This window comes from Clostridium gelidum (assembly GCF_019977655.1).
Classification (GTDB): domain Bacteria; phylum Bacillota; class Clostridia; order Clostridiales; family Clostridiaceae; genus Clostridium; species Clostridium gelidum.
The window spans coordinates 5374922-5401108 of the sequence record NZ_AP024849.1; the positions used below are offsets into that span (position 1 = coordinate 5374922).

Below are 26187 nucleotides of genomic sequence, written 5' to 3' on the forward strand. Positions count from 1 at the left end.
TCTTATGAATGATTTATGCCATAATTGTACCTTAAATTATAGTATAGAGCACTGTAGGGAAACGTTAAATAATATTATAGTTGAAAAAGAGTACAACCTATTAGAGGATGAAGTAATTAATAAGAGTCAGTTACTTGATGATTTAATAACTGAGTGTGTTTTTTGTGAAAATAATTTAGTTATTCTTTAAAATTAAAGATTTAAATCATAATAGTAAATTTTAACGATGATAGATTCTATTTTGCAGTAATTCCCATACTGGAATATTTGTGTTATCCATTTATATCCTCTTCCTCAAATTACTACTTATAACTCTTAATCTTAAATTGGTAATTACTGATTAGAATAGTTTTCTAATCAGTTTAACAATTCCCTCAAGTATTAATCCTATAAGTACATTGATTCTTCCAAAGAGCATACCAATTATTATTATTATTAAAACACCAATTATACCTGCCATAATCTCCGTTTAAATACCTCCTTTATTACTTTTTTTGGATTATTCCATTGCCAAAAATCATCATTTATATTTTACATCCTTAAATTGAAATTTGTCGTTATGATGAATAAAGCGGATTTGCTTCACGAATGGAAGAGCCATACTCTTTCTTTAATTCCATAAACGCATTCCTAACCTCAATTGGCACTTCTACATGTGCAATGTAATTTTTCCCATTTGGTCCATATCCTTCAGCATCATCTGAAAGTCGTGGAATCTCTCCCATCAATAGTGTAATATATCTTTCCATGTTCCACATTCCCAAAATATCATTTTTGAACTCTAATTCATTATCTCGTACAATCACTTCTGCATCATAAACTGCATAATTAATTATTATATTATCTTGAAAAATATATTTTCGAAGTCCTGCCTCCATACGATGTTGCATAGTTGCATCCTGAGAAAGAATTATACTTTTAAAAGATATATTATTTTCTTTCAACAAGTCTAATAAATATGTTATATTGTTACCACAATTTGTGGATTTACATTCTAAAAAATCTGGTTCCAGATTATATTTGTGCTTCAAATATGCTGCAAACACCTTTGCTTCTGGAAGTCCATTAGTTTCAACTTCAGCAAATTCATTATGCATTTTCACTCGCAAAGTTTCTGTTGTATGTCCTGCTCCACCAACAATGACATATTTCTTTGCAATTCCATTTTTCATTGCTTCTGCCAAAACATCTCCACCTGCCAAAATACTTCCACCAAAAAGAACCATAACATCAACATGTTCCAAACCGTATTTTACTTTTAATTCATTTGGAGTCAACACAGAGACATCTCTCTTTCCACAGAATTGACCCAATATGTTAATACTTTCTGCTATTTTATCTTTCATATTCTCCTCCGTAAATTACTATTTATATTACCCAACCTTAAATTGGAATTTATAAATTTCCTATCATCTAATTATTTTAGACATATAATATTCATCTACATATTCTCCATCAATAAACATCGATTTTCTTTTTGTTCCCTCTATTTCAAAACCTCTTTTTTTATATAAATTTAAAGCTACTTCATTAGTACAAAGTACAGTTAATTCAAGCCTTACAAGTTTCTTATCCAGCGCCCACTCATCCAACTTCTTAAAAAATTTTGTACCAATCCCTTGATTGCGATATTTTTCTCTTATACCAACTACTATATATGTACTATGTTTTTCCCTTCTTACATTACCTATCTGTGCTGAAATATATCCTATAATTTCATTCCCGTCTACTGCTAAAAAACTCAAGTTATTTCCATCAACAGCACTATCTATATTCTCTTGAAGTCTAGCTAAGTTTTTAATTCTTTCACCTGGTTCATACATCATAAACTTTGTTTCATAATCTAATTGGTTCATCATATTCCATAAAGATTCTGTATCTAATTTTTCAACATTTCTAAATATAATATTGCTATTCAAAAACTATCACTCCTTTTAATATCTCGTGTACAAGGTACTATAAATTCTAATTTGTCGCTTTGATTACTATCAAATCATTCTTCCCATTATGATTTCATCATGATATGTTCCATCCTTAAGTTTATATGCATTTTTCCTATTACCCCAAACCTCAAAACCATACTTTTTATATAAAGCTTTTGCTTTCTCATTATCTGAAAATACAGCAAGTTCAATCTGTTCATAACCAATTTGCCTAGCTTGTTCAATTACTTCTTTGAGCAGTACATTTCCAATGCCATTATTCCAGTATTCTTCTTTAATAGAAATTCCAAATACTGCTCTATGTTTAAGCTTAATATGGTCTCTTACACAACTAATACTTGCATTACCTGCAAGTTCATTATTAACAAATGCTGCAATCATCATATCTTTATTGCTATTCAAATTATCCTTAAGAAGTTCTATTTCTTTATCAGTTGTTAAATTAATTTCTTCAAGATATCTAACCATAAAATGTGTTTCTTCCGATGTCATTTTCAAATATTCAATCATTTTTTCCGCATCCTGTTCATTTGGGCTTCTTAAAATGCATGTTGTCCCATCTTTTAATTCTATTTCCTTTTCTCCAAATCTCATTATGATTTCCTCCCAAATTACTATTTGTAACACTCAACATAAAATTTTAACTTATTTATTTGATTGTGCCTTATATAAATTTATGTTTTTCGTTCTTTTAAACTACTCAACAAATTGAAATTTATTTAATTCTCTCTGAAAGCTATTGCATCAACCTGAAAGTCAATTCCATCTCTAATAAACTTTGTTTCATATGCCTTTCTTGCTGGATATTTTCCTTCAAATCTTTCCTTAATTATTTCTCCTAAAAACGATAAATCTTTAATATCTCTAAATAAACAATCCATTTGCGCTACAGATTTCAATGTCAATCCTATCTTTTCAAGTCTTTCACTCAAAACATCAAATGCACCATTTATTTGGTTTTCGATCGATTGTCCCTCACTCTTCATGCAATAGCTGATATAAACATAATCCCCTGCCTCAACAATCGCAGAGTGTGCCCATTCTTTGTCTATTTCTGTTCTTATAATTTCTCTCATTCTACATTCTCCTTGCATTTTATTTTCGCTACAAATTACTATTTATATTACTCACCATTAAGTTGGAATTTATTCGCATAAGCCACATTTCTTATATATTTCTAAAATTACAGGTTGCTTTCCTTCAATATAGGAATCTATATCTTCTGGATATTTAAAAGCCATATCCTTTTTTATTTCACTATATTTATCTCTATCTTCTTTATGTTGTCTTAAATAATCTCTAAATTTGATATGCCGAAGCAACTCTTCATTATCTTTATTGCATACATATAAATGATGTACCATTAAATGTGGCTTATTTTGATACTTAAATGTTTCCCTACCTGATACACCTAAATCTCCTTCATAAATATATCCTATTGATTCCAATGATTGTCTTACTTCTTCGAAATTTTCGTCAATCACAATATCTATATCAATAATTGGTTTTGCCGCCAATCCTTCAACAGATGTGCTTCCTACATGCTCAATCGAACTTATTTTTCCCGACAAAATTACTAATAATTCATTTTTTATACGTTCAAATTCATTCTTCCATTCTAGGTTATAATCTTCTACTATTACATGTTTCGTTCTCATCAAAATCTCCTCGCTAAATTGGAATTTGTCTTTTACAATAATTTAAAATATTTCTTTAGTGCATTAACATGCATAAGAAAAAAACTATCTGGATTGGCTTTTAACATATCTAGTATAATATCGGCTTTTTCCCAATGTATATTTTGTGTTTCATTCGTTGATTCAGCTAGTACCCCATCAGCCTCACAAAGAAATGTATTTAAAATAAGAGAATATGCTCCAGATAAATTTTGAGTAACACAATATGGCTGGAAACTGATAACTTTATTACCATTAACACAAGATTGTGAACTGCACTCTTCTCCATTTATTTTTGTAATAATTAATCCTGTTTCTTCCTTTACTTCTCTACGCAAAGCTTCAAAAATATTTTCGTATTCCCTAATCTTTCCTGCTGGGATTTCAAGCATTCCATTTTCTTTACCACCGTCTTCTTTTTGTCTTTCTTGCACCAAAATGAAATTTTCTCCATCTATTTTCTTTTCGATTATTGCACCTACTGCTGGTTTTGCAAACTTTTCCATCGCTATATCTCCCTAATTATGAATTTTATTTTTCTGAATAGTTTAACAAAATTGCAATTTGTCTATTTTACTGGCAGTTTCCATAATGGTACATCTATAAATGTAGTCTCTTTTACATTTGGAAGAATATCATATATAGAACAATTTATTTGTTGTTCAAAATACTCTTTCATTTCAAATGTTGCATTCCAACGTTCCACAGTAAATGGAAATGTTCCATAGCGCCTTGTTGTATTGACAAACCGCTTTTCTAACATACAAAAACCTTGAGCATCTGCAAGTGAATCACAAACAATCAACAGTCTATCATAGTCATCATAAGTTATGTCATTAATATACTTCTTAACAAATTCGCTTTCTTCGTCACTCATATCATTTTTTCCTATTTCTTTGTCAAAGTCAGGAACTGGGAATGAATGTGTCAAACAAATTTTACCCACTTCATCCCAACCTTTTTCCATCATGAATTTATATCCATCAATACCATGTCTTCTTGCACTTATGCCATATCTTCTACCTATATCATGAAGAAGTCCTAACACATATGCTTTGTCTGGGTTAAGATTACTACATTTTTCTGCAATCATTTGAGCCGCTACTCCTACATTGATAGAATGTTCTGTCCATGGTCCTTGGTTTAATTGTCTTGCCATTTCTAATTCCTTTTCAGCCATTTCTCTATTTGGAAACATATTATCCTCCTATATGTATAATGTAAATTCTAACTTGTCGCTCTGTCCCTTAGTTGGTTAAATCTCTGTTGAGTTACTCTACAAATTACTATTTATTGTTTGGTTAATTATAACATATTATATAAATATTACACAGAAATAGCTCAAATTTGGGCAAAAATTATAGAAGCTTAGCCCAAAATGATACGGACAAGCTTCTGTTTTTATTATTGATTAATAACTATACTAATTCATAATTTCTTTTTTAAGTTCTCTTATTATATCTATTGAAAGCCCTGTGCCCTGTGATACAATTTCAACGCTCACACCAAGTTTCAAAAAATTCATTGCGTCTTTTAATGCTCTTTTATTTTCACCTTTTTCAATTCCTCTTTCTTCTACAACTGGTCATATAGAGTTTTTGTAATTGATTCCTCCTCCTCATTTAAATTGAAATTTAACTATTTCCTATTATGCTCATACTCTTACTATTGTATCGGAAAATAAATCTCAATCTGAGAGTTTTTATTTTCTGGTCCTAAAAATTGCTCTGTGTAACATTCCAAATCATCTCTGTCAGCAAGTTGAAAGCTACTCTTAGGAAACCACACCCCCCAAATATAACGATATGTAGAAATCAAAGTTTTTACTGTTCCTTTGTGTAGGAATTTAGCATACCTCCCACAACCAATTTCTTTTAACTTCATACCTTTTATGATATTAGTGGCACTCGAGGTTTCAATCCCTATAAATACAGTAGTCTCACTGTTTTTGCTAAATTGGTTTGGCAGGCAGGTATCACCTGCTTCATAAATACTATACCGATTATTATGGCTGAAAATATAGTTTTGTTTGGCCAATTGAACATTCAGCTTTTCCCACATTTCAATACAGTTATTTTTCTTTATACTCATTTCAAATCTGAACCCTACAACAGATTTGGCTTGGAATGTTACGATTTCCGGTACCAACTCCCCATAATTGCATTCAGTCAATTTGTCAATTTGCACGGACTGATGGCTTCCAATCAACACATCAATACCATTTCTTCTGTATTCAGTCGGTGTAATACCATATCTCTTTTTAAAGGCTCTTGTAAAGCTTTCAGCAGACTCGAAATAAAGTGAGATTGCGATGTCTACAATTTTTTTGTTGCTGTATACAATTTCGTATGCTGCTTGAGTCAGTCGCCGGCTTCTGATATAGCTACCAATTGTTTCTCCCATCACCGCTTGAAAACAACGATGGAAATGATAATAAGAATAGGAAACTGAATTAGCGACCGATTCAACAGTCAATGGCTCATACAAATTTGTTTCAATAAATATAATCGCCCTGCCAATGATGTGCTTATTTTCCAATGCAGTCTCCTCCTTTTTAATATATTATATTGTAAAAATCTTTTCCCGCTTTTTCACACGGAAGATTTACTATAATTTCTTGCTCTTTTAATTTTTGTACCGTAAAAGTTCTCCAATCATTAGCTTGAGGCGAACCAAATGCAATCTCTATTCTTTTCTCTGTTGTATCAAACAACATAGAACGTAAAGTTCCAAAGAATTCTGGATAATAGTGGCAACACAATCCTTGAGGATAAGATGTCGACAGTATCCATTTTAAATCTTGTACTGATATTTTTTCTTTTTCAGAAAACATTTTTTCGATTGCTTTGTAACGAATCACCGAGTTTTCAATCAGCATCTTTTCATATGGTTTTATTTCTGGTAAAACTGCATGGTTTGTAGAAATCAAAGAGTTCTGTTTAGAATCGTCATCTAAAATGCGATATGCTTTGTGACCGTCTATACATTGTAACAGCCCAATTTTGTTGTTGCTGTCAGCAAGCATTAAATTGATATTATATCCGATAGGTGCATCCATTGTCCATGCAATCGCCTCCTCAACATTTTTACAGTTTTCCAAAATGCTTCTAATAACAATCCAAAAAGAAAAACCGGTTATATCACCTTTCTGACCACCCTCAAAGTTACCAACAGGCAACCCATTGCTAGCTTTACACGCTGCCAGCCCATATTCATTCATTCCATCGCATCGCCCGAACAAATTGAGTGTAGAACCAATATAACTGTATTTTCCCTTAATAGCTGTATATGCAAAACACATTTCTTCCATTTCATCATTAAAATCATAGTTACGTGCCATCAAGGTGTGTCCGTTTTCAGTCTTATTAGAAACTGCGGACATCAAACTGCACCCTCGTTCCAAATATGTTATTGCATAAAAAATAACCTGTTCTTTCGAAATTCCGACTATATCTGCAAAGCCTTTGATTTCCTCGTTGACGCCACTGCTATAACAGTCAAGCAAGTTAGATATTTTTGTTAATTTACTTTGAGGATAAGCATTAGGTGGTAAAATCACCTTTTGCAATAAATCAGGTTGGGATAAAATCCAATTACCAATCTGTGTTCCAACCTCATAACTTGTTCCTACAAAATTCTTTAAGTACATCTTTGTTTTTTTCATTAAAAACACCTTACCTTTCAAAGAAATTATAAGATAAAATAAGACGATATACTTGATATTTTCTGCGGATTATATAATTAATTCATTATTCAAATTACTATTTATCGTTTGGTTAATTATAACATATTATATAAATATTACACTTAAATAGCTCAAATTTGGGCAAAAATTATAGAAGCTTATCCCAAAACGATATGGACAAGCTTCTATTTTTATTATTGGCATAATCATTCTTTAATATAGCAGGTGATTTTCGGATATCTCCTGTTTTTACATGACTTCCCTTCGAAACACTACTTTGCAAAGTAGCAATTTCCTGCTTAGCCAGTTTGACAATATCTTCATTCATTATATTCACCCTCTTTGGGTATATATTGACCTGTAATCTCTATGGTATTATCATCTGGATCTGCAACTTGAAAATAATAATATGGCATTACATTATTTATATATTTAACCTTAGTCACTAAATCGCTGATATTTAAATTTATTATTCTTTCTCGCTCTTTTTCTAAATCTTCAACCCAAAAATTTAATACAAACTTATTGGTATTTTTTGCCTCTGATATAGCAACAAGATTATCAAATTTCTCAACATATTGTCCCTTATGTATTGTTAATTCTGGATTTTTATTATCAAAATAACCGTTCATTATAGATATGTTATGACCCTCAAATTCAAATTGAGCAAAACGCTCCATATTCTTTGCCGTTACTTTCATCTCCAGTAATTTTTCATAAAAATTTACTGACTTATTAAAATACCTAACTATTAAATAAATCGGACCTAAATGCATTTTATTCCTCCATCATATATAAAAATCTTTAATTTCAAACTCCCCTACAAATTGAAATTTATCGTTAAACGAAGTTTTATATATGCCATACATATAGTGCCATATCATAATTATTTTCTGAATTTTTCCTACTTGCATATATAAAACCTTCATTTTCATATAACATCCTCAATTTATTTCTTTGCAAATTGCAATCTAATCTCAGTGAATTAATACCATTTTTTAAAGATAATTTTTTTGCAAATTTAATAAGTTCTTTTGAAATGCCCTTACCTGCAAATTCTCTCTTAACAGCTAACTTATGTATATATAGTGACTTTCCCTGTGGAATTTTAGGCCAATATTTTGAGTCTAAATCAGTTATAGCTATACATGCTGCCGGAACCCCATTCTGATAATCAATATAGAAATCATTAATTTGATAATCTTTTGATAGAGAATTCCACTTTATACTGTCCTCATTCCATTGATTCTGCAATTTATTTTTTTTCATCCAAATTACTACATCTATCAGAATCCCCTCAATCGTAAGAATATCATTTTCATCTGCCTGTTTTATCATAAACTATCCTCTATAAATTCTTCATAATTCATAAAGTCCTCTTCCTTTCAAATTCCTATTTATAATACTCACCCATAAATTAGAATCTATTTCGCACATGCTTTAACAAATTTAATAGGAACCTCCATTCTTTTTGCTGTTTCCTCTAATGTAAGACCACTATCTAAAAAACGTTTGCATACGACTTTAATGTTTTCACCAACTTCAATAACATGCTTATCTAAATCATAGAAACGAACCACTCTTTGTCCCCATCTGTGCTCATAGACAGGGTGTACATATTCAATGTATTTAATAACATTTAATCTTTCAATAAAACTATCAAAATTATCTTCTTCAAAATACAGTTCTGAATCATTACCATTAAATATAATGTCATTATCATTTTTCTGAATAAAATCTTTCCAACTTTCTTTTGTTTGCAACGCAACACCACCAGTTAAAGTGATATTTTCTCCAAAATCCATAATAACTTTTAATCCTAAAACATCTTTATAGAATATTTTTGATTTTTCCATATCTGTTACAATCAACATAGGATTCTTAAATTTCATGAGCTTCATCCTTTCAAATTACCATTTACCGTTTACTCAATTATAACATAATTTGTAAATATTACACTATTCAATTTTAATAGGAGCAGCTGCATCCGTTATTAGAATGACTCAAAAAAAATATTACGTTTTTGAATAATGTAAAATATTAATCTATAATTTATTTTCTTTTGATTTAATTTTCTTAGTATATTCTTCAATTCGCTCATGTACAATCTCATATAATCTTATTTCGTAAACTTCTATTCTGTTATATAGTAACCTCACTTCGTTTGAATTAACATTTTCTGAAAAATCATCATAAGCTTTCATAAGTTCTTTCTTTATGATTATTTCTTCTTCTGTATCGGCACCTGTTATACGCATGTCTCTTTCTGGGTAATACATTATTGTATAAAGACGAAAATTATTTCGAGCTTCTGTTAAGGAATACTCACCATTGGGTCCACCACAAACTTGATCAGCATCTGCATCATCTTGCCCATCATCCTCCCAATTACATATGATACAGATATCATAATTTGATTTTTCATCTAAAGTAGGATAACCACAGCATGGACACTTAAATTTCTTTTTATATTTATTTATCATAGAATTCACCTCTTATTTAAGTATAAGTTCTCGTTACATTAATTAATCTCACTTAGTATTCTTAAAATAAATGCTTATCTAGTCCCAATAACTTGAAGCTATCATTCTTAATAAGCTATGCTTATCATTATCTTCAACTATATAATCTATAAAGAATTCTTCAATTTTCGGATCATCTTTTATCTTGTTAAGTACCTTAAAAGCTGTAGCCTTTAGATTATAACAATCAATTTTCGCACATTTAAATGCAATATCTTTAGTTCTATGATCTGTATTACTCGATAAAATAAGAAGCAAACTTCGTAATGTCTTAAGCTTTTCATCATCTATTTTAGAGAATAATAATTCTATTTCTTTATCAGAAAAATCTATGATATTTGCTCCCCATAATACCATTTCTGCTAGTTCATTTATTTCTAAATAGTACTTAGTAGAATCATGATAGCATCTTTCCCATATTCTATTAATAAGACTTGTTTTTAATCTATTGACTTTTGTATATTGTGTTTTAGTATCTCTATTCATGTATTTAAGTTGAAATTTTTTTTGAATATTATCATAGTCAATTTTAATTCCAGAATAAAGAACTGTCGAAGGAACATTAATATTTTCTTCTCTTTCATACATTATTCCGCTATATGGAAGTATCGCAATACATTTAACTTTTTTCCCGAGTTTAGCAGCGGCACAAGCCTTATGATGCCCATCAAGTATTAGGCTAACAAATTCGGAATAATTATAAACAATAGTTCTTGGAGCATTTTCATAATCTTCGTACTTCTTAATGTAGTAGTCAACTCTATTTTCATCAAAACACTCTGTATTTTGTGTAGGATATAAATATGCTGGAATACCATTAACATAGTCATAATCTTCAGTTAATATTCCCGCCGTTGCAGGATTATCGGTAAATGAATCATTCACCTCCCAAAAGAAATGTCCATTTCCATCTGTTGGATATGCTTCAATGTCTGCAATTACGTATAGTCCACTTTGTAACAACCCCAATAAAGGTGCCATATCCATAATTGAATGTTCTAAATTCACATATGACATATTTAACTTCTCACGTATATTTCTAATTTCAGGACAATCAACAGTATTAATTCCATATCCAGTAGCAAGCATACTGGCACATGTAGGACATGATGGTGAATCTTTTTGTACCAATGGAACACCATTCAATTTAATATGTGATAAAAACCTATGTCCATAATAATCATCCGCCTCCATCATTGTTTCAGTTTCTAACGCTCCAGTTCCACTGACCAGAACCAACTTTGCTGAAGAACACCAATAATAAGATGAAACATCTATATCTTTTACGACATCAACATTAATTTTATTCTTATGAAATAACATAGAATTTCCTCCTCATAATAAAAGTAATCTTTGGTTCATTATTGGTTACAATATATGAATTAATTATAACATATATTGTAATTATCACATTATTCAACTTTCAAAGAACATTTTCTAAATTTACTGCGTCAAATTTACATATTCTTTACGGTAGTGATTTTCCTCATACTCCAGTGACTACTTGTAAATTTCTTTCAAAAGCATTAGAAAATACAGAAAAACTTACTGCTGAAGAAAAAATACTATAAATTCTCCATGTTATATTTTATTTATTGAATTACTATATTTATTTTGATATGATTTATTTATTAATAATAAGTTTGTCACAATATTATTTTCTAAAATGGAGGGTTTAAAATGATAAAAATTCTTTTATGTTGCGGGGGAGGCTTCTCCTCAAGTGCCTTGTCTAATAAGGCGAAAAAGGAAATACTAGAAAATAACATGCAAAACGATTTTGATATTGAATTTTCTCCATTTTTTACTGCAACTAATAAAATATCTGAATTTGATATCCTTGTGTGCTGTCCTCATCTAATATATGATGTTAAGAGAATGCTAAAAAACTCCAGTCTTGATATACCTATTTATATTCTTCCACCAAAAATGTACGGACTTATGAATATCAAAGAGTTAGCATTAGATGTTATAGATGTAATAGATCTATATAATAAAAATAAAGTAAATCCAATACATTTTCCTGGAGAAGAAAATACTATGTCGATTACTAGATATGTTGCTTATAGAAATAGTAAAGTTTAATTATTAATTAACAAAAATCCAACTATCTGATGATGAAATAAATACTTTAAATAAATATAGATCTTTAGATTATCTTGGTAAACATAATATAGCTGCAGTTTTAGAAATGGAACTTAATAGATGCATGAAATTAAGTGCAACTTGATTCAGGTGGGGTTTGATCCCCATCTGAATCTTAGTTGACCTTATACCCTCAAGGGTCACAATGTCCAGGAGCGTGCAACCGTTATCTCCAACTTAAGCAGATAAGTGAAAGTCCAAATCTATGATTTGGTTACTTGAACTTAGTTAACCTCATTAAAATTGATTTAGTGTGAATCGCTTACTCATCTGACTTTAGGAAGAGGAATTTCCTCTATAGTGGGAATGTTACGGATGCTAGCTATCGGATAAAATTATACATAATTAAAAGACTTCGCATAAATTTTACACGAAGTCTTACTTATCCATATCTAATTATTTTTGATAGCTTTTCTTATTATCTCTACTTGTTCAATAGGTAGTTCTGTTAATTCACTAATTAATTCATCACTCATACCTTTTTTAATAGCTCTTTTAGCAGTCTCTATTGCATTTTCTTGTTTACCTTCTTTTATTAGGCTTCTACCTAGCTCAGTCATTTTTATCTCCTCCCTCACTTTTTCTAAATCTTTACCTTCTAAAAATTTACTTGCAAAAGCATATAGGATTGACTCAACATCATATCTATAGACCTTATCAATATCTTTAACAACTCTAATAGCATTTAATATCTTATCACCTTTACTAAGCTTACCACCCATTATTGGACTAAATGTTAAGGCTATAATATCTTGCTTGCTAATTTCTTCTCCTGATTTCATTTTCTCTATTATATCATTAAAAATCTTATCTCCATCTTTACTAGCCATTGAAATTGCATTAACTCTATATGAATTAATTCCACTTTCATACCCACTTAAAGGATTTTTAATATCTCCTGAATAAACTACATAAGTTACAACATCCTTGCCGGTTTGTAAATTTAGAAGTGCTTCATATGTTCTAAATCTTCTTAAGTCTAAAACTCCTTTGTCGGTGCTTTGGAACTCAAAATGTATATAGCTATCGTCTTCCATTAAAAATGTATAATCCATAAACATATTCTTTATCTCAAGAACCACAATTTCAGTAGATCCTGTATCTTTTACTTTCTTATCTATTCCAAAGAACTTTAATCCATCTTCTGCAAATATGTCCATTGCTCGCTTCATTATCATATCTTCATAATTTATTGTTTTCACATATGCACCGCCTTACGTTCTATACTCTTATTATAACCAAATCTTTAATGACTAACTATACCTAACCCCATATTTTATAAAATTATTATTTATTAGCTTATAAGTTTAATTAAAATAATTATCCTTTATCTCTAAGAAAATTTTTTCTATTCTTTTTAAGATTTATCAAAAAATTATTTTTAAATTTTTTTATTATTAATGTAATAATTGAAAATCACACATATATCCTATATGAAAACAAAATGAAAGGAGATGAAACACATGGCTGTAAGTAAAGTTATAAATGCGACTACTCTTAGTATTGAAGTTCAAAAAGGAGTAGATAAATCAGGTGATCCTTTATACACAAAGAAATCTTTTGCCAATGTAAGAAATGACGTATCAGAACAAAATGCTTATGATGTTGCAGAAGCTATCAAAGCTGTTTTAGAAGCAAGTACTAGAAATGCTTCTTTAACTGTATCTTCTAACTTAGTAAAAGCATAGTCAATTCACAACATCCAACCAAAAATTTTCTCAAAAATCAAAGAGATTACGCAGTAATCTCATCATTAACTGTTACTTGCCCACAGGATACCCTAAAGGGCATTAACTCTTAACTGTTAACTGAACGAATGGAGGTGAATCTATATGGAATATACTTTATCAATGACTTTTTTAACTGCAATGGGTGTTAAATCAACTTTAAGTGTAAGTGGTATTAAATCTACTATTACTGACGCTGAAGCAAATGCTTTAATGGACTTAATCATTGCTAAGAATATTTTCATAACAACTACTGGTGCTCTTTCTAAAAAAGAAAGCGCTCAATTGGCTGAAAGAAAAGTTACTAAATATGATCTAGCTTAGTATTGAATTTTGAAATATAGAAGCTTGTCTCAAATTTATAAGAGACGAGCTTCTATTTTTTTTATATTAATAGTGTTTTCAATCCTTGTATTGAAAATCCACAATAACTACTCTCTTAATAAATTTTTCATGATTGTGTTTTCCTCCTCACTTCCTTTAATTTATGACTCCTTAATCTTTTTCCTTATAAAATCTATACCTTTTTGAAATACCATTGTTTTAATATTTATCTTGGTTTCTCCACCATGTACCGTATATTTTTGCTCCAACACTCTAAAATACCCTAAGTCTACATACTGTTGATAAGGAATATTATTTCTATCAAAGATTTTTTTATCCCGGAGCAATGAAAATAGATTATTTCTTCCCATACCTCTAATTCCAAGAACTTTTGCAACCTGTCCCATTTCTACACCTTCTTTAGATCCTGCAACATCATCATAAAATTGTCCTTTTGGTTCTAATACTTTTACTTTATTTTCAGCTTCTAATCTTGCTTTTCTTTCTTCTTTTAACTTTGTAGCTGCTGCAATAAGTAAATCAGGATTATCTAATAATTCATCTGTTGCATACATTCCTGTTTTTCGTATGCAAGGTAATACTTCATCAAAAATCCATGCTTCAAATTTTTCTGCACCTGGTAATTCAGATTTAGCTGCCAAGCGAAAAATATCCCCTTCCGGAATTACACTCATTTCTACATTTTGAATAGCATCCGTTCCATCTTTCCTCTTTCCAGTAACTACCCCTACTCCGTGTTTCACGGACCCCCTGCAATGTCTTGAAATTGCATCATTAGGCTTTTTATATCCTAATGCTTTAGCTATATCAATTCCAACAGCATAATCTTTATTATTAATCTTTACCCATCTTATTTCACCAAATTGTTCAGCTTTGAAAATTTTCAATCCCTCCATTTTGCTAATCTCCTTCTCAGATTTTATATATTTTCAACAATTAGATATCAATGTTCAATATTCTTTAATAAAGTAGTTAAACTTCAATGTATTTAATTTTAGTTTCTTTTTTATCGTAGTTGTGCAAAACAAATTATAATTCGGCACAAAAAAATATCACACTTCTGAATAATGTGATATTTAAATCTGCTATTTATTTTTGCTTTTATTAAACCAATAGTTTCTCATCTCTATTAAGAATTCTTTTGATATTTGGTATCCTGAACTTTCGCCAATTAAGTAACATTGCAGTTACAATGAATACCTATACTCACGTACTTGATGATATAAAAGAAAAAGCCGCATCTAAATTAGATAGACTTGCTGAAATTATGGAGACTGTTTAATAAGCAGTCTCCTTTTTATGTTGTTATACTATATTTATGCTATCTCAAACCTTGAAAGAATATTTTTTAGACTATATTTTTGATATAATACTAAAATATGAAGTTCTTCTTTTACTGCTTAATAATACAGAAATTAAGAACATTTGGAACTAATTTCATTATTATTTATAATTATATTCTGTTGATAATCTCCTATAGGACATCCAACCATGACCACTGGGAGACACTCCCCATAATTGACCACAGACTGTGCATTTATAAACTTCTGTCATTTCACCAAAACCAACCTTACTCCACAGTTTTTTAGCATTTCTAACCTCTTCTTCTGTAAAATCATTTTCTTCAGTAAGTTTAAAATGAAACCCAACTCTACTTCCGTTGTTCACTTCAGAGCATTCACATATATCATTTATCATACGATATTCTCACTTTCTTGATAAAATCAGGTTGTTTCGGAGTAATTTACTGCTATTCCCTAAATCATATATTGGTTTGATGGATATTACAAGAATGTTGAGACATTAATACGAAGTAAAGATTATTCTCATTTTTTGTATCCATATATCAATATATTTTTACCATTTAATTCATAAGGTATGTTGTTTCTTTCTAAAATTTCTAAAACTTCTTTTGTTTCATCTATTAACTCATCCTCAATTAACTTACCTCTATGTTTGTAATAGTAAGGTGCGATTTCCATCCACTCAATCCAAAAACATGGATATAACAATTCTAAAGCCCAATCACCCCAATATGTAGGTTTTGATGCCATTTGAGGATTATTATTTGATAAAATATCCTTTACACAATATGCTGGTGGAAATTTCAAATCATGTATATCATTTATAAGTTCTTTCCATTTTGTATTATTCATTATCGAAAAATATCCATTATTCTCTACATACTCTTTGACTTTACGTTTTTGTTTTTCTATTTGTTTAATGACTTCTTCACTTTTAGTCATAACATCCTCCTTATTAACCAAGAAAATATAAATAATCCATGTGTATATATTACACAATTATTTACTATTATGTATCATTCCATACACATATTATATTATAACTAAATTTATTTATAGAATAGAACTGTAAAAAAATATTGTTATAAACTACCTTGTTTAACAGAGTTAAAATTAACAGTTATCGAAATCTTTTTTATTTAAATATATATAAATATTCATTAGCTTTTTCCACAATATATATATTAAAAATCCATTAAATTTTATAAAAAATTAAAAATTTCCAGCACGTTTTTAACCTGGCTTGTACAAATTTACTCCCTTTTTTGCCCCTTATTGCCCCCCACAAATGAGTATTAGCTAGTACACGGTAACATCACCACACTGGAGAATGGCTATATAGGCCATTTTAAAGGGTAGCTTGTCTTTTAAAATAAAAAAAGCCGTAGTACAACGTACTACGACCTTTGTGGCAGGGGCACTAGGATTCGAACCTAGAATCAATGGTTTTGGAGACCACTACTCTACCGTTGAGCCATACCCCTAAGACATTTAGTATTGTATCATGCATTTGTAGTTAATGTCAATAAGTATAATTTTCAAATTCATGAAATCTTAAAATTGAATTTATTATAATGAAACAATGTCTTAATTGTTTAAGAGTGGTTATAATAAAACAGTACTTTTTTTAAATTCTCCTTGTTTAAGTACTAATATTATTTTATAATATAATAATATAATATACTTTGATTGTCAAAATATTTTATTATCGAATTTTCTCATGAAAGGATATATGTAAAATGAATTTTAATTCGCTTAAAATCGGAAATTTAATTGCACCTATTCCCATTATTCAAGGTGGTATGGGTATTGGTGTTTCATCTTCTAAATTAGCTTCTGCTGTTGCAAATGCGGGTGGTATTGGAATTATTTCTGCTGCTCAACTTGGATATAATGAAGATGATTTTATAAAAAACCCTGTAGAATCAAATTTAAGGGCTTTAAAAAAACATATTGCTCTAGCAAAGGCTAAAGCACCCAACGGCATAATAGGTATTAATGTTATGGTTGCAACTAATTTTTATGAAGAACATATAAAAGCTGCAATAGAAGCTGGAATTGATTTAATAATTTCTGGCGCAGGACTTCCTACTATGTTACCTAAAATAGTAAAAGGAACTTCTGTAAAAATAGCACCTATTGTTTCTTCTTTAAAAGCTGCTAAAGTAATATTAAAACTTTGGGATAAACATAATGATATAGTTCCAGATCTTATTGTAATTGAAGGTCCAAAAGCTGGTGGTCATTTAGGATTTAAATTAGAAGAATTAGAAGATGAAACTTTTGATTTTGATAAAACTGTTACAGATATAATAGCTGAAACAAAAAAATATGCCGAAAAATATAATAAGGAAATTCCCGTTGTAGTTGCTGGAGGAGTTTTTGATGGATATGATATTGCTAAATATCTTAATTTAGGCGCAAATGGTGTTCAAATGGCAACAAGATTCGTAGTAACTGAAGAATGCGATGCTTCACAAGCATTTAAAGATGCATATTTAAATTGTTCAAAAGAGGATGTCCAAATAGTTAAAAGCCCTGTAGGAATGCCTGGTCGTGCTATTAGAAATCCTTTTGTTAAAAGAACTCTTACTGAAAAAGAAAAAATAACTCATTGCTATAATTGTTTAACACCGTGTAATCCTGCGAATACTCCTTACTGTATAAGCAAAGCTTTAATAAACGCAGTAAACGGAAATATTGATGAAGGTCTTATATTCTGTGGAGAAAATGCTAGCAGACTTACAAAAATGACTACTGTTAAAGAACTTATGGATGAATTAGTTTCAGAAATAAAACAAGCTTAAATTTTTAATAAAAATGGACTGTTATAAGGAATTGCTTTACAGAAAGCTTTCCTTGTAACAGTCCATTTTACTTTTCTTTATAAAATTACATTATGTATTGCCTCACAAATATTTTAATTAAACCAATATAAATTATATAAATATTTAATTATGAATTTTTATAAGCAATTACTTCAACTTCACATAAAACTGCTTTAGGAAGTTCTTTTACAGCTACACAAGAACGTGCTGGCTTGCTTATAAAATATTTAGCATAGACTTCATTAAACTTAGCAAAATCACCCATTTCAGCAATAAAACAAGTTGTTTTAATAACATTATTAAAATCAATGTTATTTGATTCTAATATAGCTGAAATATTTTTCATAACTTGCTCTGTTTGTTCTTCTATAGTAGTTCCTACTACTTCACCTGTTGCTGGATCTAAAGCTATTTGCCCCGAAGTAAATAATAAATCTCCAAAACTTACTGCTTGAGAATATGGTCCAATAGCTGCTGGCGCTTTTTCTGTGTTTGTTACTTTTAACATTTTTAATTCCTCCCCAAAATATGCAAGACATCTTCTTTGTTATTTTTTCAAATGCCTAAATAGTTGATTAGTTTATATTAACTTAATTTATTTAATTGTATCCCCTTATTATTTCATATACAATTTTTTTGAATTACCATGAATTAAAAAGTACCTACAGACTAAACTCTTTTTTTCATGTGTCCGTCTATAGGTATGATTTCATTCTAAACTAATAGAACTGTTATATACCTTTGTCAATTTCTATTTTCAACTTATATCAATTTCATTCAATTTCTTCGCAACTTTACCTACAAATATTTCCACTATATTAGGATCAAATTGAATGCCTGAACATTTTTTAATTTCTTTAATTGCTTCATTTTTTGTAAGTGATTTTCTATATGATCTATAACTTACCATCGCATCATAGGCATCTGCAATTGATAGAATCCTTGCCATTAATGGAATCTCTTCACCCTTTAGTCCCTTTGGGTATCCTGAGCCATCATACCATTCTTGATGTGCAAGAATACTATCTCCTAAAAATGATATATCACCTGAAGAACAAACAATATGATATCCTATTTGTGGATGCTTTCTTATCTCCTCCCAATCTTCACTATTAAGTGGTTCTACTTTATTTAATACACTCTCACTTACACCTATTTTTCCGATGTCATGAATCTCACCCAAAATCTCTAATTCTGAAATTTTTTCCTTAGACATTTCCATTGCTTGACCAATTTGTTTACATATTTTACTTACTGACTTTGAGTGTAAATCATTTTGCTCACTTTTTTCACATAGTGTATTAATAATTATTTTTAGTGTTCTGCTTTTTACACTTTTACTTTCTAACATTTTTACCTTATACATCATTTCTTCTGCATTCGTAACTGATTTCATTATATCTGCATCTTTATTAGTTTTAGTATCATATCCCAAAGAAATTGATATATTTAAAAGATCTATATTTTCTTTTATGCACTCATTCTTTATTCTTTCACTAATTTCCTCTACATCTTCCTGTTTAGTTTTTGGCAATAAAATTATAAATTCATCGCCACCCCACCTTATAACAATATCACGGTCTCTACATACTCTTTTCATTATATTAGCTGCAGATAAAAGTAATTTATCTCCCATCAAATGTCCAAAAGCATCATTAGTAAGTTTTAATCCATTCACATCTCCCATAATTATAGAAATTGGTAAGTTTTCTTCTAAATCAATACTTATGATTTTTTCATTAAAAAAATTCCTATTATACACTCCTGTTAACCCATCATGATAAGTTATATAATCTATTTCTTTATCTTTAGCAATTTTTTCTGAAATATCTCTAAAATTGATTACCATACCATATATTTCGCCCTCACTATCTTTAACTGGAGAAATATCATATACTATAGGAATATCTATTCCTGTTTTTGATTTTAGCAGCATATTTTCTTCATTCTTTATACATTCACCATTTTGTATAAGTTCTAGTATACTTTCAGTAATTTTATTTTCCTCATTATCATCACAAACTTTAAAAACATCAAAGATATTTAAATTTAATATATCTTTTTCCTTCCATTCTGTTAATCTCTCTCCAGTTTTATTGATAATAACAATTTTCCCATACAAATCCGTTGCTATTATACCTTCATCTATTGATAATAAAGTACTTTTAAATAATTCCCTTTCTTTTATCTCATTCCCTATATCATTTAAATAAGTAATGAAATAGTATTTACTAGGAGAATAAATTTTAATCTTATACCAACCTTTAAGCTCTTCCAGATATTGCTCAAATTCACTTTCTGAACCACTTATCGTAATGTCCCCATAGTGTTTTATGCAATCAAATTTATTATCATTTATAGTTGGTAATATCTCAGTAATTTTTTTTCCTATAATTTGATTTCTATTTAATTTCATAATTTTTTCGAATGCATCATTTATCTCTACATATTCGAAATCAACTGGAATTCCATATTCGTCTAACAATATCTTATGTAATGCATATCCAAAGGGTGCTTTTTTTAATATTTTCTCATACTCAAAATCCTTCATTAGTATATCATCCTTTCAATCAAAGCATTTAATTACCTTTTAATGTGCATCATCATACTGTTTGTTGATTGTAATTGAATTATATTCAATATTTATATGTAATTTAAATTTTTTTATTCAATTTAGACTTTATATGTGAAAATAATCTAATTATTCGCATTTTTCTCACATTTAAATTATAACATATTTAAATGTGCATTATAATATTAATTTAATACTTTTCCAGATAAATATTTATTAATTATATTTTTTTCACACCCAAAATATATTAATCTTTCTACTCTCTCTTCTATACTGCCTTTACTTACCTTCCACAAATTATCATCATCTATTACCAGCGCGTCAAATTCATAACCTTCTTCAAAGCTTCCAACCTTACCAAAAAATCTTCCACCACCTTTGGTTGCCAAATAAAATACCTCTGGAATTGTTAAAGGTTTTTCTTCCTCTTTAAAGCAAACAGATCTTAATTTTGACATTTTTATTGTACTAGCCATTACAGCAAACATATTTAAAGTTTCTCCACCTGATATATCTGATCCAAGACCTATTTGAACATCTTTCTTTAACAACTTACTAATTGGGGATATTCCACTAGATAAATTTACATTAGAAGTTGGGCAATGTGCTATTACTACTTCATTTTTCTTAATTGTAGCAATTTCTTCATCAGTTAAATGAACACAGTGTGCCATTATTGTTTTAGTTTGTCCAAATAAATTATACTTATCATATACATCACCATAATTTTTGCAATCAGGATGCAGCTCTTTAACCCATTCAATTTCTGATGGATTTTCTGATAAATGAGATTGAACTGGAAGATTATATTTCTCTGCAATTTTTCCAAGCTCCTCCATTAAATAACCTGTACAACTTGGCACAAATCTAGGAGTAATTATTGGTTTTACAAATTTATATTTTCCACTACAATTTTCTACCCATTTGATAGTCTTTTTAATTGACTCATTACTATCTTCCTTTAAAGTATCAGGACAGTTTCTGTCCATATTTACCTTTCCTACATATGAAGAGATTCCCTTTTCCTCAAGTAAATCCATTAAAATTTCTGTAGACTCCTCATGAATTGTGCCAAAAATAACTGCTCTTGTGGTACCTTGATTATATAATTCATTAACAAATTCCTTATATATTTTTTCAGCATACGCTTTATCTATAAACTTTGCTTCTTCTGGGAAAGTATATGTTTCAAGCCATGGTATAAGTTCTTTATCGTAACCAATACCTTTTATAGCAAATTGAGGAGCATGAGTATGTAAATCAACAAATCCAGGGATTATTAATTTATCTCCATAGTCTTCAATTTCAATATTTTTATATCTTTCTGGTAATTTATCATATACTCCCTCAATACAATTACCCTGTACTACTATGTATCCATTTTTTGATATATTAAACAACTTACTAGTTTCAGTATGTACTATATTCCCCTTTAAAATATTAATATGACTACTTTTTTTCATTTTATTTTTCCTCCTCATAAATAAAAATATCTTCAATAGCCACAGTTTGCTCCTAGATAAGTTCAACTAAGATTCAGATGGTGATCAAACCCCACCTGAATCAAGTTTCACTTGATAAATATTAATGTTTAACATTACTCTAAATTTTTTTATATCTATTATTAAGTTCATAATGCTTTATATATATTTTAATTAACAATTTATGCCATTTGTGGTTAGTCTGTGACCAATGTATGATGTATCTTATATAGAATAATCTATAATTGCATGTCCATTACAATTAGGCTTATTTGAATGTATATAAACTGTAATAGTTGTTACATGCCAAAAACTTGTATTTATAATACATGATACTTCTTGGTTTGCTTTAACTCCATCCCATTTCCCTCCACCTCCATCTGAACATCTAATATTTACAGAATAAATGCCATCTTCCGGAAATACAATCTTTCCACGAATATTCACAGTTTTGCCAAAACCATGTTCACTTGTCGTATAGCTATAATCTCCATTATTATCCAAAACGAAGTCAAAACCTATAGAATCTTTAGTTCCAGAATCATTTTCCTTTGACATAGCAACTAAAATTTCTTCATTAAAATTTCTCTCATCAGTTTTATTTAAATCCTGAAATATCTTTTCAAATACCATTTTCATTACAAATCAAACTCCCTATAAATTTTTTATAGTTAATTTATATGCAATAAAAATTAATCTAATGTCAGACCGATTCTAAAAAATCCCTAAATAGCTTTAATTCATTACTATATCCATCATACTTGGCGCATAAACAAGCATAACAATTGGATGCATATTTGTGCGAGACATTAGAAAATAAGCTGTTGAAACCAATTAATGGCAGGCTATTCCAGTTAAGTTTGTCCCAAAATTGAGCGTCCAAAAAGTGATTCTCCAAAAACGAATGTCCAAAAAGTGAGAATTGAAATTTTACATTTCATTCTTCGAACTTTCTCCCTGGAGCTTTTATATTTGGCGTCTCTAACTTTCACATAATGCTTTTGTATTGGGATTAAACTTAACTGGGCACAACCTGCCATTTAATGTCTTCCAACGAAATTTTCTTAAGTCTCAGGAACAAACATGTATCCGATTTCGGTGGTATCCACATAAATGCAATTTCCACTTTGCGTATCTATATTAAATTTTAAATATATGTCCGCTCAAAACTCTATTCTTACCGCTTTTCTTAGCTTTATACAATAAATCATCAGCATTCTTTATTAATTCATTTATACCTGTACCATTTAAATTAGAAAATGCAATTCCAAAACTAGCTGTTACAGATTTATTTTCGTTATTTAAACTAACTCCACTATTTTCAAGAACACTTCTTATTGTTTCAATTTTATTATATACACTATTTTCGTCAACAAAACTTGAAATGTATAAAATAAATTCTTCTCCACCGTATCTAGCTAGAATATCATTTTTATCTATACCACTTTCCACAATTTTTGCTGTGTTAATTAGTATTTTATCTCCAAATTGATGTCCATAAGTATCATTCACCTTTTTAAAATCATCTATATCTATCATTACTATAGCAAATTTATCTTCCATTTTTTTGCACTTGTTTTTTTCTAAAAATTCAAAAAAATATTTCCTATTATATATACCAAGTAACGAGTCTCTTTGATTTATTTTTTCTAATTCTTTGTATAATAAAGAATTCTCAATAGCAATTGCAATTTGATTAGCAATTGATCTAAGAAAAAGCTTTAATTCTATAGTCATAAATTTATAAAGATTATGTTCTACCATTATATATCCAATAAATTTATCTCTTAATTTAATTGGAGATCCCATAATAGAGTGTATCTGAGTTTTTTTCTCCCCTGTTTCTTTTAAAGTTTTTTCTGAATTTATTATAAATTCTTCTTCCTTATTTATATGTAAAAGTTCTTCTGATGTTAATTTTATGTCCATATTTTCAATATTACTAGCTTTAACAACTAATTCACCGTCTTCAAGTAAAAATATTGTTGAATATGTAACTCCTAATATTCCGAGTATCATATCATTAATCATTGATATCAAATCATCATTACTGAAAAATGTATTTATATACTTGCTCACTTCTATTATGTTTGATAATGAATCTATGCTTTTTTCTAACTTTACATTCTTTTGATTTAATTCTTGTATATGTTGTTCTGAAAACATTTGATAGGTTTCATATTCTATTTTTAATGTACTATAAATCTTTTCATAATTCTGCATTTATTCCTCACCATCCTCAAACCATAACCCCATTATGACTATTTAACAACTTTTGTTTAATTACTTACATTTATTTATAACGATTTTTAATTCACTACAATTATACTACAATTAATCCAATATTTGAATACACTTATTTGAATGTATATATATGTGTTGCAATTAACAATTTACAATATAAAATTCCGGATGAAATTTTTACAGAATTTCTTAAATTTGAAATGAAGAATCATTTTGCAACATATATATATTTCTATTATACTTCATTTTAAAATTATAAATAACTAAAATCTAAGTATAATTTTTTATGAATTTCATCTTTGCATTTAGGATAAACTAATAGTACAAATTTACTTTTAAAATAAAAGGGGATATGAAAATGAAATTTATACACTGGCTTTTAAGTATATTTATGTTTTTACTCATCTGTTTATTGTTTATAAAATTTAGTACTGCAGTATTGAATATAGTATTGCTAAGCGGTCTAATTATTTTTATTGTAAGTTTTTTAATTCAAAGGTTCATCAAACATTATTAATTTAAGATGCATAAAAGAAAATCTGAAAAACTACGACATATATATAACTAATCAATAAATTAGGAATCCTAAAATTAATTTTTACTTTGTAGGATTCCTTAAGGCCTATTTAACTCATTATATTTATATAAATTTTATCCACATCATTAAAATTATTTTCCAAACTATAATTTTCTTCTACGAACTTTCTTGCATCAGTTCCCATTTTCAGTCTTAAATCTTTATCCTTGACTAAAATTTCTATTTTTTCTGATAAATCTTCTACTGAATTCTTTTTAGCAACTAAACTTGTTACATTTGGTTTAGTAGACTCCATAAGCCCCCCCACATCTGTTACAACTATTGGAGTTCCACACGCTTCTGCTTCAACTGCGGCAACTCCAAAGCTTTCACTATCAAGGGTTGATGGAAAAACTGCTATATCAAAGTTTTGAAATTCCTTTATTACATCTTTTGGATTTACAAAACCTAAAAAAGTCACATCTTCATCTATAGCAAATTCTTTAACTAATTCTTTTAGATAACTTTCTTGGCTTCCTCGTCCTCCAATTCTAAGTTTAAGTTTTAAGCATTTATTTCTTTCTTTAACTTCTTTAAAAGCTTTTATTAAGTATTGCACTCCGTATTTCTCTTCTAAAGTTTTAATTGTTCCTATAACAATCTCTTCTTTTTCTGTTCTATTCGGAATAAATTTATTAATATCAACACCAAAAGGAGTTACTTTTATATCCTTATTTGTATATTTCTCAGTTTCTATTTTCATCACATTGCTTGTTGATAAAATATGATCTGCTTTTTTTAAATTATATTTTATTATAAATTTATGTATAGGTGATTTAATTGGGAAATCATAAATATCACTACCCCATACCGAAATTATATATGGATGATAGTTTGCCAAAGCACCTAATAATCCATAACTACTCGCATAATGTGCATGAAGTATATCAGGCTTAATCTCTTTAATCAAAGATCTAACTCTTTTTATTTTTTTTAAGTATTCTAATTTATTCTTATCAGAAATTTTCTTCATAACATTATCTTGCACATCTAAAGAATGAACTGTAACTCCTTCATATTGACCTTCTCCAAGGGATATAACATGAATGTCATATCCCTTATTAACAAAATAATCTAACCATTTATGAGTATGCGTACTATTGATATCTGCTAAATAGCATATTTTTATAATATTCAT

Annotated in this window: 30 protein-coding genes and 1 tRNA gene; 5 read left to right on the forward strand and 26 right to left on the reverse strand. The window is 29.0% G+C overall.

What is annotated here, in order from left to right:
* The first annotated feature begins 4 nt into the window (after positions 1-4).
* On the forward strand, positions 5-190 hold the full coding sequence (locus psyc5s11_RS24755; RefSeq protein WP_224035120.1) for an aspartyl-phosphate phosphatase Spo0E family protein: 186 nt from the start codon (positions 5-7) through the stop codon (positions 188-190).
* Positions 191-557: 367 nt separating this feature from the next.
* On the opposite strand, the gene psyc5s11_RS24760 is transcribed toward psyc5s11_RS24755, so the two are convergent.
* The 15 genes from psyc5s11_RS24760 to psyc5s11_RS24830 all read right to left on the reverse strand — a co-directional run bounded on the left by psyc5s11_RS24760 (position 558) and on the right by psyc5s11_RS24830 (position 11149).
* Complete coding sequence (locus psyc5s11_RS24760; protein WP_224035121.1) at positions 558-1346, reverse strand: YdcF family protein; 789 nt, start codon at positions 1344-1346, stop codon at positions 558-560.
* A gap of 63 nt (positions 1347-1409) precedes the next feature.
* Positions 1410-1919: a GNAT family N-acetyltransferase gene (locus psyc5s11_RS24765; protein ID WP_224035122.1), complete on the reverse strand. Its 510-nt coding sequence runs from the start codon at positions 1917-1919 to the stop codon at positions 1410-1412.
* A 69-nt stretch (positions 1920-1988) separates the two neighbouring features.
* Positions 1989-2537 (reverse strand): GNAT family N-acetyltransferase, encoded by a 549-nt coding sequence (locus psyc5s11_RS24770; RefSeq protein WP_224035123.1) that lies wholly within the window; start codon positions 2535-2537, stop codon positions 1989-1991.
* A gap of 125 nt (positions 2538-2662) precedes the next feature.
* The gene (locus tag psyc5s11_RS24775) at positions 2663-3019 is read right to left on the reverse strand and encodes a RidA family protein (RefSeq protein ID WP_224035124.1); all 357 of its coding nucleotides are present in this window, start codon (positions 3017-3019) and stop codon (positions 2663-2665) included.
* Positions 3020-3088: 69 nt separating this feature from the next.
* Positions 3089-3601: a GrpB family protein gene (locus tag psyc5s11_RS24780; protein WP_224035125.1), complete on the reverse strand. Its 513-nt coding sequence runs from the start codon at positions 3599-3601 to the stop codon at positions 3089-3091.
* A gap of 32 nt (positions 3602-3633) precedes the next feature.
* Entirely contained in the window at positions 3634-4125 is a 492-nt protein-coding gene (locus tag psyc5s11_RS24785; protein ID WP_224035126.1) for an NUDIX hydrolase, read from the reverse strand.
* A gap of 62 nt (positions 4126-4187) precedes the next feature.
* Positions 4188-4817, reverse strand: a complete 630-nt coding sequence (locus psyc5s11_RS24790) for an HD domain-containing protein (RefSeq protein WP_224035127.1) — start codon at positions 4815-4817, stop codon at positions 4188-4190.
* 467 nt (positions 4818-5284) lie between these two features.
* Positions 5285-6157, reverse strand: coding sequence for an AraC family transcriptional regulator (locus tag psyc5s11_RS24795; RefSeq protein ID WP_224035128.1), 873 nt, complete (start codon positions 6155-6157; stop codon positions 5285-5287).
* A 16-nt stretch (positions 6158-6173) separates the two neighbouring features.
* On the reverse strand, positions 6174-7283 hold the full coding sequence (locus psyc5s11_RS24800) for a C45 family autoproteolytic acyltransferase/hydolase (protein WP_224035129.1): 1110 nt from the start codon (positions 7281-7283) through the stop codon (positions 6174-6176).
* A 169-nt stretch (positions 7284-7452) separates the two neighbouring features.
* A complete protein-coding gene (locus psyc5s11_RS24805; RefSeq protein ID WP_224035130.1) occupies positions 7453-7632 on the reverse strand; it encodes a hypothetical protein in 180 nt (59 codons plus the stop codon).
* Positions 7625-8080 carry a VOC family protein gene (locus tag psyc5s11_RS24810; protein ID WP_224035131.1) on the reverse strand — a complete coding sequence of 152 codons (456 nt, stop codon included), beginning with the start codon at positions 8078-8080 and terminating at the stop codon, positions 7625-7627. Before psyc5s11_RS24810 ends, psyc5s11_RS24805 begins: the two co-directional genes overlap by 8 nt.
* Before the next feature lie 76 nt (positions 8081-8156).
* Positions 8157-8642, reverse strand: a complete 486-nt coding sequence (locus tag psyc5s11_RS24815) for a GNAT family N-acetyltransferase (protein ID WP_224035132.1) — start codon at positions 8640-8642, stop codon at positions 8157-8159.
* An 86-nt stretch (positions 8643-8728) separates the two neighbouring features.
* Complete coding sequence (locus psyc5s11_RS24820; RefSeq protein ID WP_224035133.1) at positions 8729-9196, reverse strand: VOC family protein; 468 nt, start codon at positions 9194-9196, stop codon at positions 8729-8731.
* A gap of 153 nt (positions 9197-9349) precedes the next feature.
* Complete coding sequence (locus psyc5s11_RS24825) at positions 9350-9787, reverse strand: CPCC family cysteine-rich protein (RefSeq protein WP_224035134.1); 438 nt, start codon at positions 9785-9787, stop codon at positions 9350-9352.
* 78 nt (positions 9788-9865) lie between these two features.
* On the reverse strand, positions 9866-11149 hold the full coding sequence (locus psyc5s11_RS24830) for a hypothetical protein (protein ID WP_224035135.1): 1284 nt from the start codon (positions 11147-11149) through the stop codon (positions 9866-9868).
* Between the two features lie 357 nt (positions 11150-11506).
* Between psyc5s11_RS24830 and psyc5s11_RS24835 the strand changes: the two genes are divergently transcribed.
* Entirely contained in the window at positions 11507-11911 is a 405-nt protein-coding gene (locus psyc5s11_RS24835) for a PTS sugar transporter subunit IIB (protein ID WP_224035136.1), read from the forward strand.
* 452 nt (positions 11912-12363) lie between these two features.
* Here psyc5s11_RS24835 and psyc5s11_RS24840 read toward each other — a convergent pair whose 3' ends face one another.
* Complete coding sequence (locus psyc5s11_RS24840; RefSeq protein ID WP_224035137.1) at positions 12364-13173, reverse strand: RpnC/YadD family protein; 810 nt, start codon at positions 13171-13173, stop codon at positions 12364-12366.
* Positions 13174-13434: 261 nt separating this feature from the next.
* On the opposite strand from psyc5s11_RS24840, the gene psyc5s11_RS24845 reads away from it, so the two are divergent.
* Positions 13435-13659 carry a DUF1659 domain-containing protein gene (locus psyc5s11_RS24845; protein WP_224035138.1) on the forward strand — a complete coding sequence of 75 codons (225 nt, stop codon included), beginning with the start codon at positions 13435-13437 and terminating at the stop codon, positions 13657-13659.
* A 144-nt stretch (positions 13660-13803) separates the two neighbouring features.
* On the forward strand, positions 13804-14022 hold the full coding sequence (locus psyc5s11_RS24850; protein WP_224035139.1) for a DUF2922 domain-containing protein: 219 nt from the start codon (positions 13804-13806) through the stop codon (positions 14020-14022).
* Positions 14023-14183: 161 nt separating this feature from the next.
* Here psyc5s11_RS24850 and psyc5s11_RS24855 read toward each other — a convergent pair whose 3' ends face one another.
* The 4 genes from psyc5s11_RS24855 to psyc5s11_RS24870 form a co-directional block, all read right to left on the reverse strand.
* On the reverse strand, positions 14184-14939 hold the full coding sequence (locus psyc5s11_RS24855; RefSeq protein WP_224035140.1) for a phage antirepressor KilAC domain-containing protein: 756 nt from the start codon (positions 14937-14939) through the stop codon (positions 14184-14186).
* A 547-nt stretch (positions 14940-15486) separates the two neighbouring features.
* The gene (locus psyc5s11_RS24860; RefSeq protein WP_224035141.1) at positions 15487-15741 is read right to left on the reverse strand and encodes a hypothetical protein; all 255 of its coding nucleotides are present in this window, start codon (positions 15739-15741) and stop codon (positions 15487-15489) included.
* Between the two features lie 128 nt (positions 15742-15869).
* Positions 15870-16289, reverse strand: coding sequence for a DUF6678 family protein (locus psyc5s11_RS24865; protein ID WP_224035142.1), 420 nt, complete (start codon positions 16287-16289; stop codon positions 15870-15872).
* A 467-nt stretch (positions 16290-16756) separates the two neighbouring features.
* A tRNA-Trp gene (locus tag psyc5s11_RS24870) sits at positions 16757-16831 on the reverse strand.
* Positions 16832-17086: 255 nt separating this feature from the next.
* Here psyc5s11_RS24870 and psyc5s11_RS24875 point away from each other — a divergent pair.
* Positions 17087-18154: an NAD(P)H-dependent flavin oxidoreductase gene (locus psyc5s11_RS24875; protein WP_224035143.1), complete on the forward strand. Its 1068-nt coding sequence runs from the start codon at positions 17087-17089 to the stop codon at positions 18152-18154.
* A 148-nt stretch (positions 18155-18302) separates the two neighbouring features.
* Here the strand turns inward: psyc5s11_RS24875 and psyc5s11_RS24880 are convergent, their stop codons facing one another.
* The 6 genes from psyc5s11_RS24880 to psyc5s11_RS24905 all read right to left on the reverse strand — a co-directional run bounded on the left by psyc5s11_RS24880 (position 18303) and on the right by psyc5s11_RS24905 (position 26178).
* Entirely contained in the window at positions 18303-18683 is a 381-nt protein-coding gene (locus tag psyc5s11_RS24880) for a RidA family protein (RefSeq protein ID WP_224035144.1), read from the reverse strand.
* A gap of 249 nt (positions 18684-18932) precedes the next feature.
* Positions 18933-20726, reverse strand: coding sequence for a diguanylate cyclase (locus psyc5s11_RS24885; RefSeq protein WP_224035145.1), 1794 nt, complete (start codon positions 20724-20726; stop codon positions 18933-18935).
* A gap of 206 nt (positions 20727-20932) precedes the next feature.
* Positions 20933-22210, reverse strand: a complete 1278-nt coding sequence (guaD, locus tag psyc5s11_RS24890) for a guanine deaminase (RefSeq protein ID WP_224035146.1) — start codon at positions 22208-22210, stop codon at positions 20933-20935.
* Between the two features lie 243 nt (positions 22211-22453).
* Positions 22454-22867 carry a hypothetical protein gene (locus psyc5s11_RS24895; RefSeq protein ID WP_224035147.1) on the reverse strand — a complete coding sequence of 138 codons (414 nt, stop codon included), beginning with the start codon at positions 22865-22867 and terminating at the stop codon, positions 22454-22456.
* A 501-nt stretch (positions 22868-23368) separates the two neighbouring features.
* Entirely contained in the window at positions 23369-24451 is a 1083-nt protein-coding gene (locus psyc5s11_RS24900) for a sensor domain-containing diguanylate cyclase (RefSeq protein ID WP_224035148.1), read from the reverse strand.
* 647 nt (positions 24452-25098) lie between these two features.
* Positions 25099-26178: a glycosyltransferase family 4 protein gene (locus psyc5s11_RS24905; protein ID WP_224038262.1), complete on the reverse strand. Its 1080-nt coding sequence runs from the start codon at positions 26176-26178 to the stop codon at positions 25099-25101.
* Positions 26179-26187: the final 9 nt, after the last annotated feature.

Coding starts and splice junctions, on each gene's coding strand:
- psyc5s11_RS24755 (WP_224035120.1), top strand. CDS start 5: ATGAATGATTTATGCCATAATTGTACCTTAAATTATAGTATAGAGCAC.
- psyc5s11_RS24760 (WP_224035121.1), bottom strand. CDS start 1,346: ATGAAAGATAAAATAGCAGAAAGTATTAACATATTGGGTCAATTCTGT.
- psyc5s11_RS24770 (WP_224035123.1), bottom strand. CDS start 2,537: ATGAGATTTGGAGAAAAGGAAATAGAATTAAAAGATGGGACAACATGC.
- psyc5s11_RS24775 (WP_224035124.1), bottom strand. CDS start 3,019: ATGAGAGAAATTATAAGAACAGAAATAGACAAAGAATGGGCACACTCT.
- psyc5s11_RS24780 (WP_224035125.1), bottom strand. CDS start 3,601: ATGAGAACGAAACATGTAATAGTAGAAGATTATAACCTAGAATGGAAG.
- psyc5s11_RS24785 (WP_224035126.1), bottom strand. CDS start 4,125: ATGGAAAAGTTTGCAAAACCAGCAGTAGGTGCAATAATCGAAAAGAAA.
- psyc5s11_RS24790 (WP_224035127.1), bottom strand. CDS start 4,817: ATGTTTCCAAATAGAGAAATGGCTGAAAAGGAATTAGAAATGGCAAGA.
- psyc5s11_RS24800 (WP_224035129.1), bottom strand. CDS start 7,283: ATGAAAAAAACAAAGATGTACTTAAAGAATTTTGTAGGAACAAGTTAT.
- psyc5s11_RS24805 (WP_224035130.1), bottom strand. CDS start 7,632: ATGAATGAAGATATTGTCAAACTGGCTAAGCAGGAAATTGCTACTTTG.
- psyc5s11_RS24810 (WP_224035131.1), bottom strand. CDS start 8,080: ATGCATTTAGGTCCGATTTATTTAATAGTTAGGTATTTTAATAAGTCA.
- psyc5s11_RS24815 (WP_224035132.1), bottom strand. CDS start 8,642: ATGATAAAACAGGCAGATGAAAATGATATTCTTACGATTGAGGGGATT.
- psyc5s11_RS24820 (WP_224035133.1), bottom strand. CDS start 9,196: ATGAAATTTAAGAATCCTATGTTGATTGTAACAGATATGGAAAAATCA.
- psyc5s11_RS24825 (WP_224035134.1), bottom strand. CDS start 9,787: ATGATAAATAAATATAAAAAGAAATTTAAGTGTCCATGCTGTGGTTAT.
- psyc5s11_RS24830 (WP_224035135.1), bottom strand. CDS start 11,149: ATGTTATTTCATAAGAATAAAATTAATGTTGATGTCGTAAAAGATATA.
- psyc5s11_RS24835 (WP_224035136.1), top strand. CDS start 11,507: ATGATAAAAATTCTTTTATGTTGCGGGGGAGGCTTCTCCTCAAGTGCC.
- psyc5s11_RS24845 (WP_224035138.1), top strand. CDS start 13,435: ATGGCTGTAAGTAAAGTTATAAATGCGACTACTCTTAGTATTGAAGTT.
- psyc5s11_RS24850 (WP_224035139.1), top strand. CDS start 13,804: ATGGAATATACTTTATCAATGACTTTTTTAACTGCAATGGGTGTTAAA.
- psyc5s11_RS24855 (WP_224035140.1), bottom strand. CDS start 14,939: ATGGAGGGATTGAAAATTTTCAAAGCTGAACAATTTGGTGAAATAAGA.
- psyc5s11_RS24860 (WP_224035141.1), bottom strand. CDS start 15,741: ATGATAAATGATATATGTGAATGCTCTGAAGTGAACAACGGAAGTAGA.
- psyc5s11_RS24865 (WP_224035142.1), bottom strand. CDS start 16,289: ATGACTAAAAGTGAAGAAGTCATTAAACAAATAGAAAAACAAAAACGT.
- psyc5s11_RS24875 (WP_224035143.1), top strand. CDS start 17,087: ATGAATTTTAATTCGCTTAAAATCGGAAATTTAATTGCACCTATTCCC.
- psyc5s11_RS24880 (WP_224035144.1), bottom strand. CDS start 18,683: ATGTTAAAAGTAACAAACACAGAAAAAGCGCCAGCAGCTATTGGACCA.
- psyc5s11_RS24885 (WP_224035145.1), bottom strand. CDS start 20,726: ATGAAGGATTTTGAGTATGAGAAAATATTAAAAAAAGCACCCTTTGGA.
- guaD (WP_224035146.1), bottom strand. CDS start 22,210: ATGAAAAAAAGTAGTCATATTAATATTTTAAAGGGGAATATAGTACAT.
- psyc5s11_RS24895 (WP_224035147.1), bottom strand. CDS start 22,867: ATGAAAATGGTATTTGAAAAGATATTTCAGGATTTAAATAAAACTGAT.
- psyc5s11_RS24900 (WP_224035148.1), bottom strand. CDS start 24,451: ATGCAGAATTATGAAAAGATTTATAGTACATTAAAAATAGAATATGAA.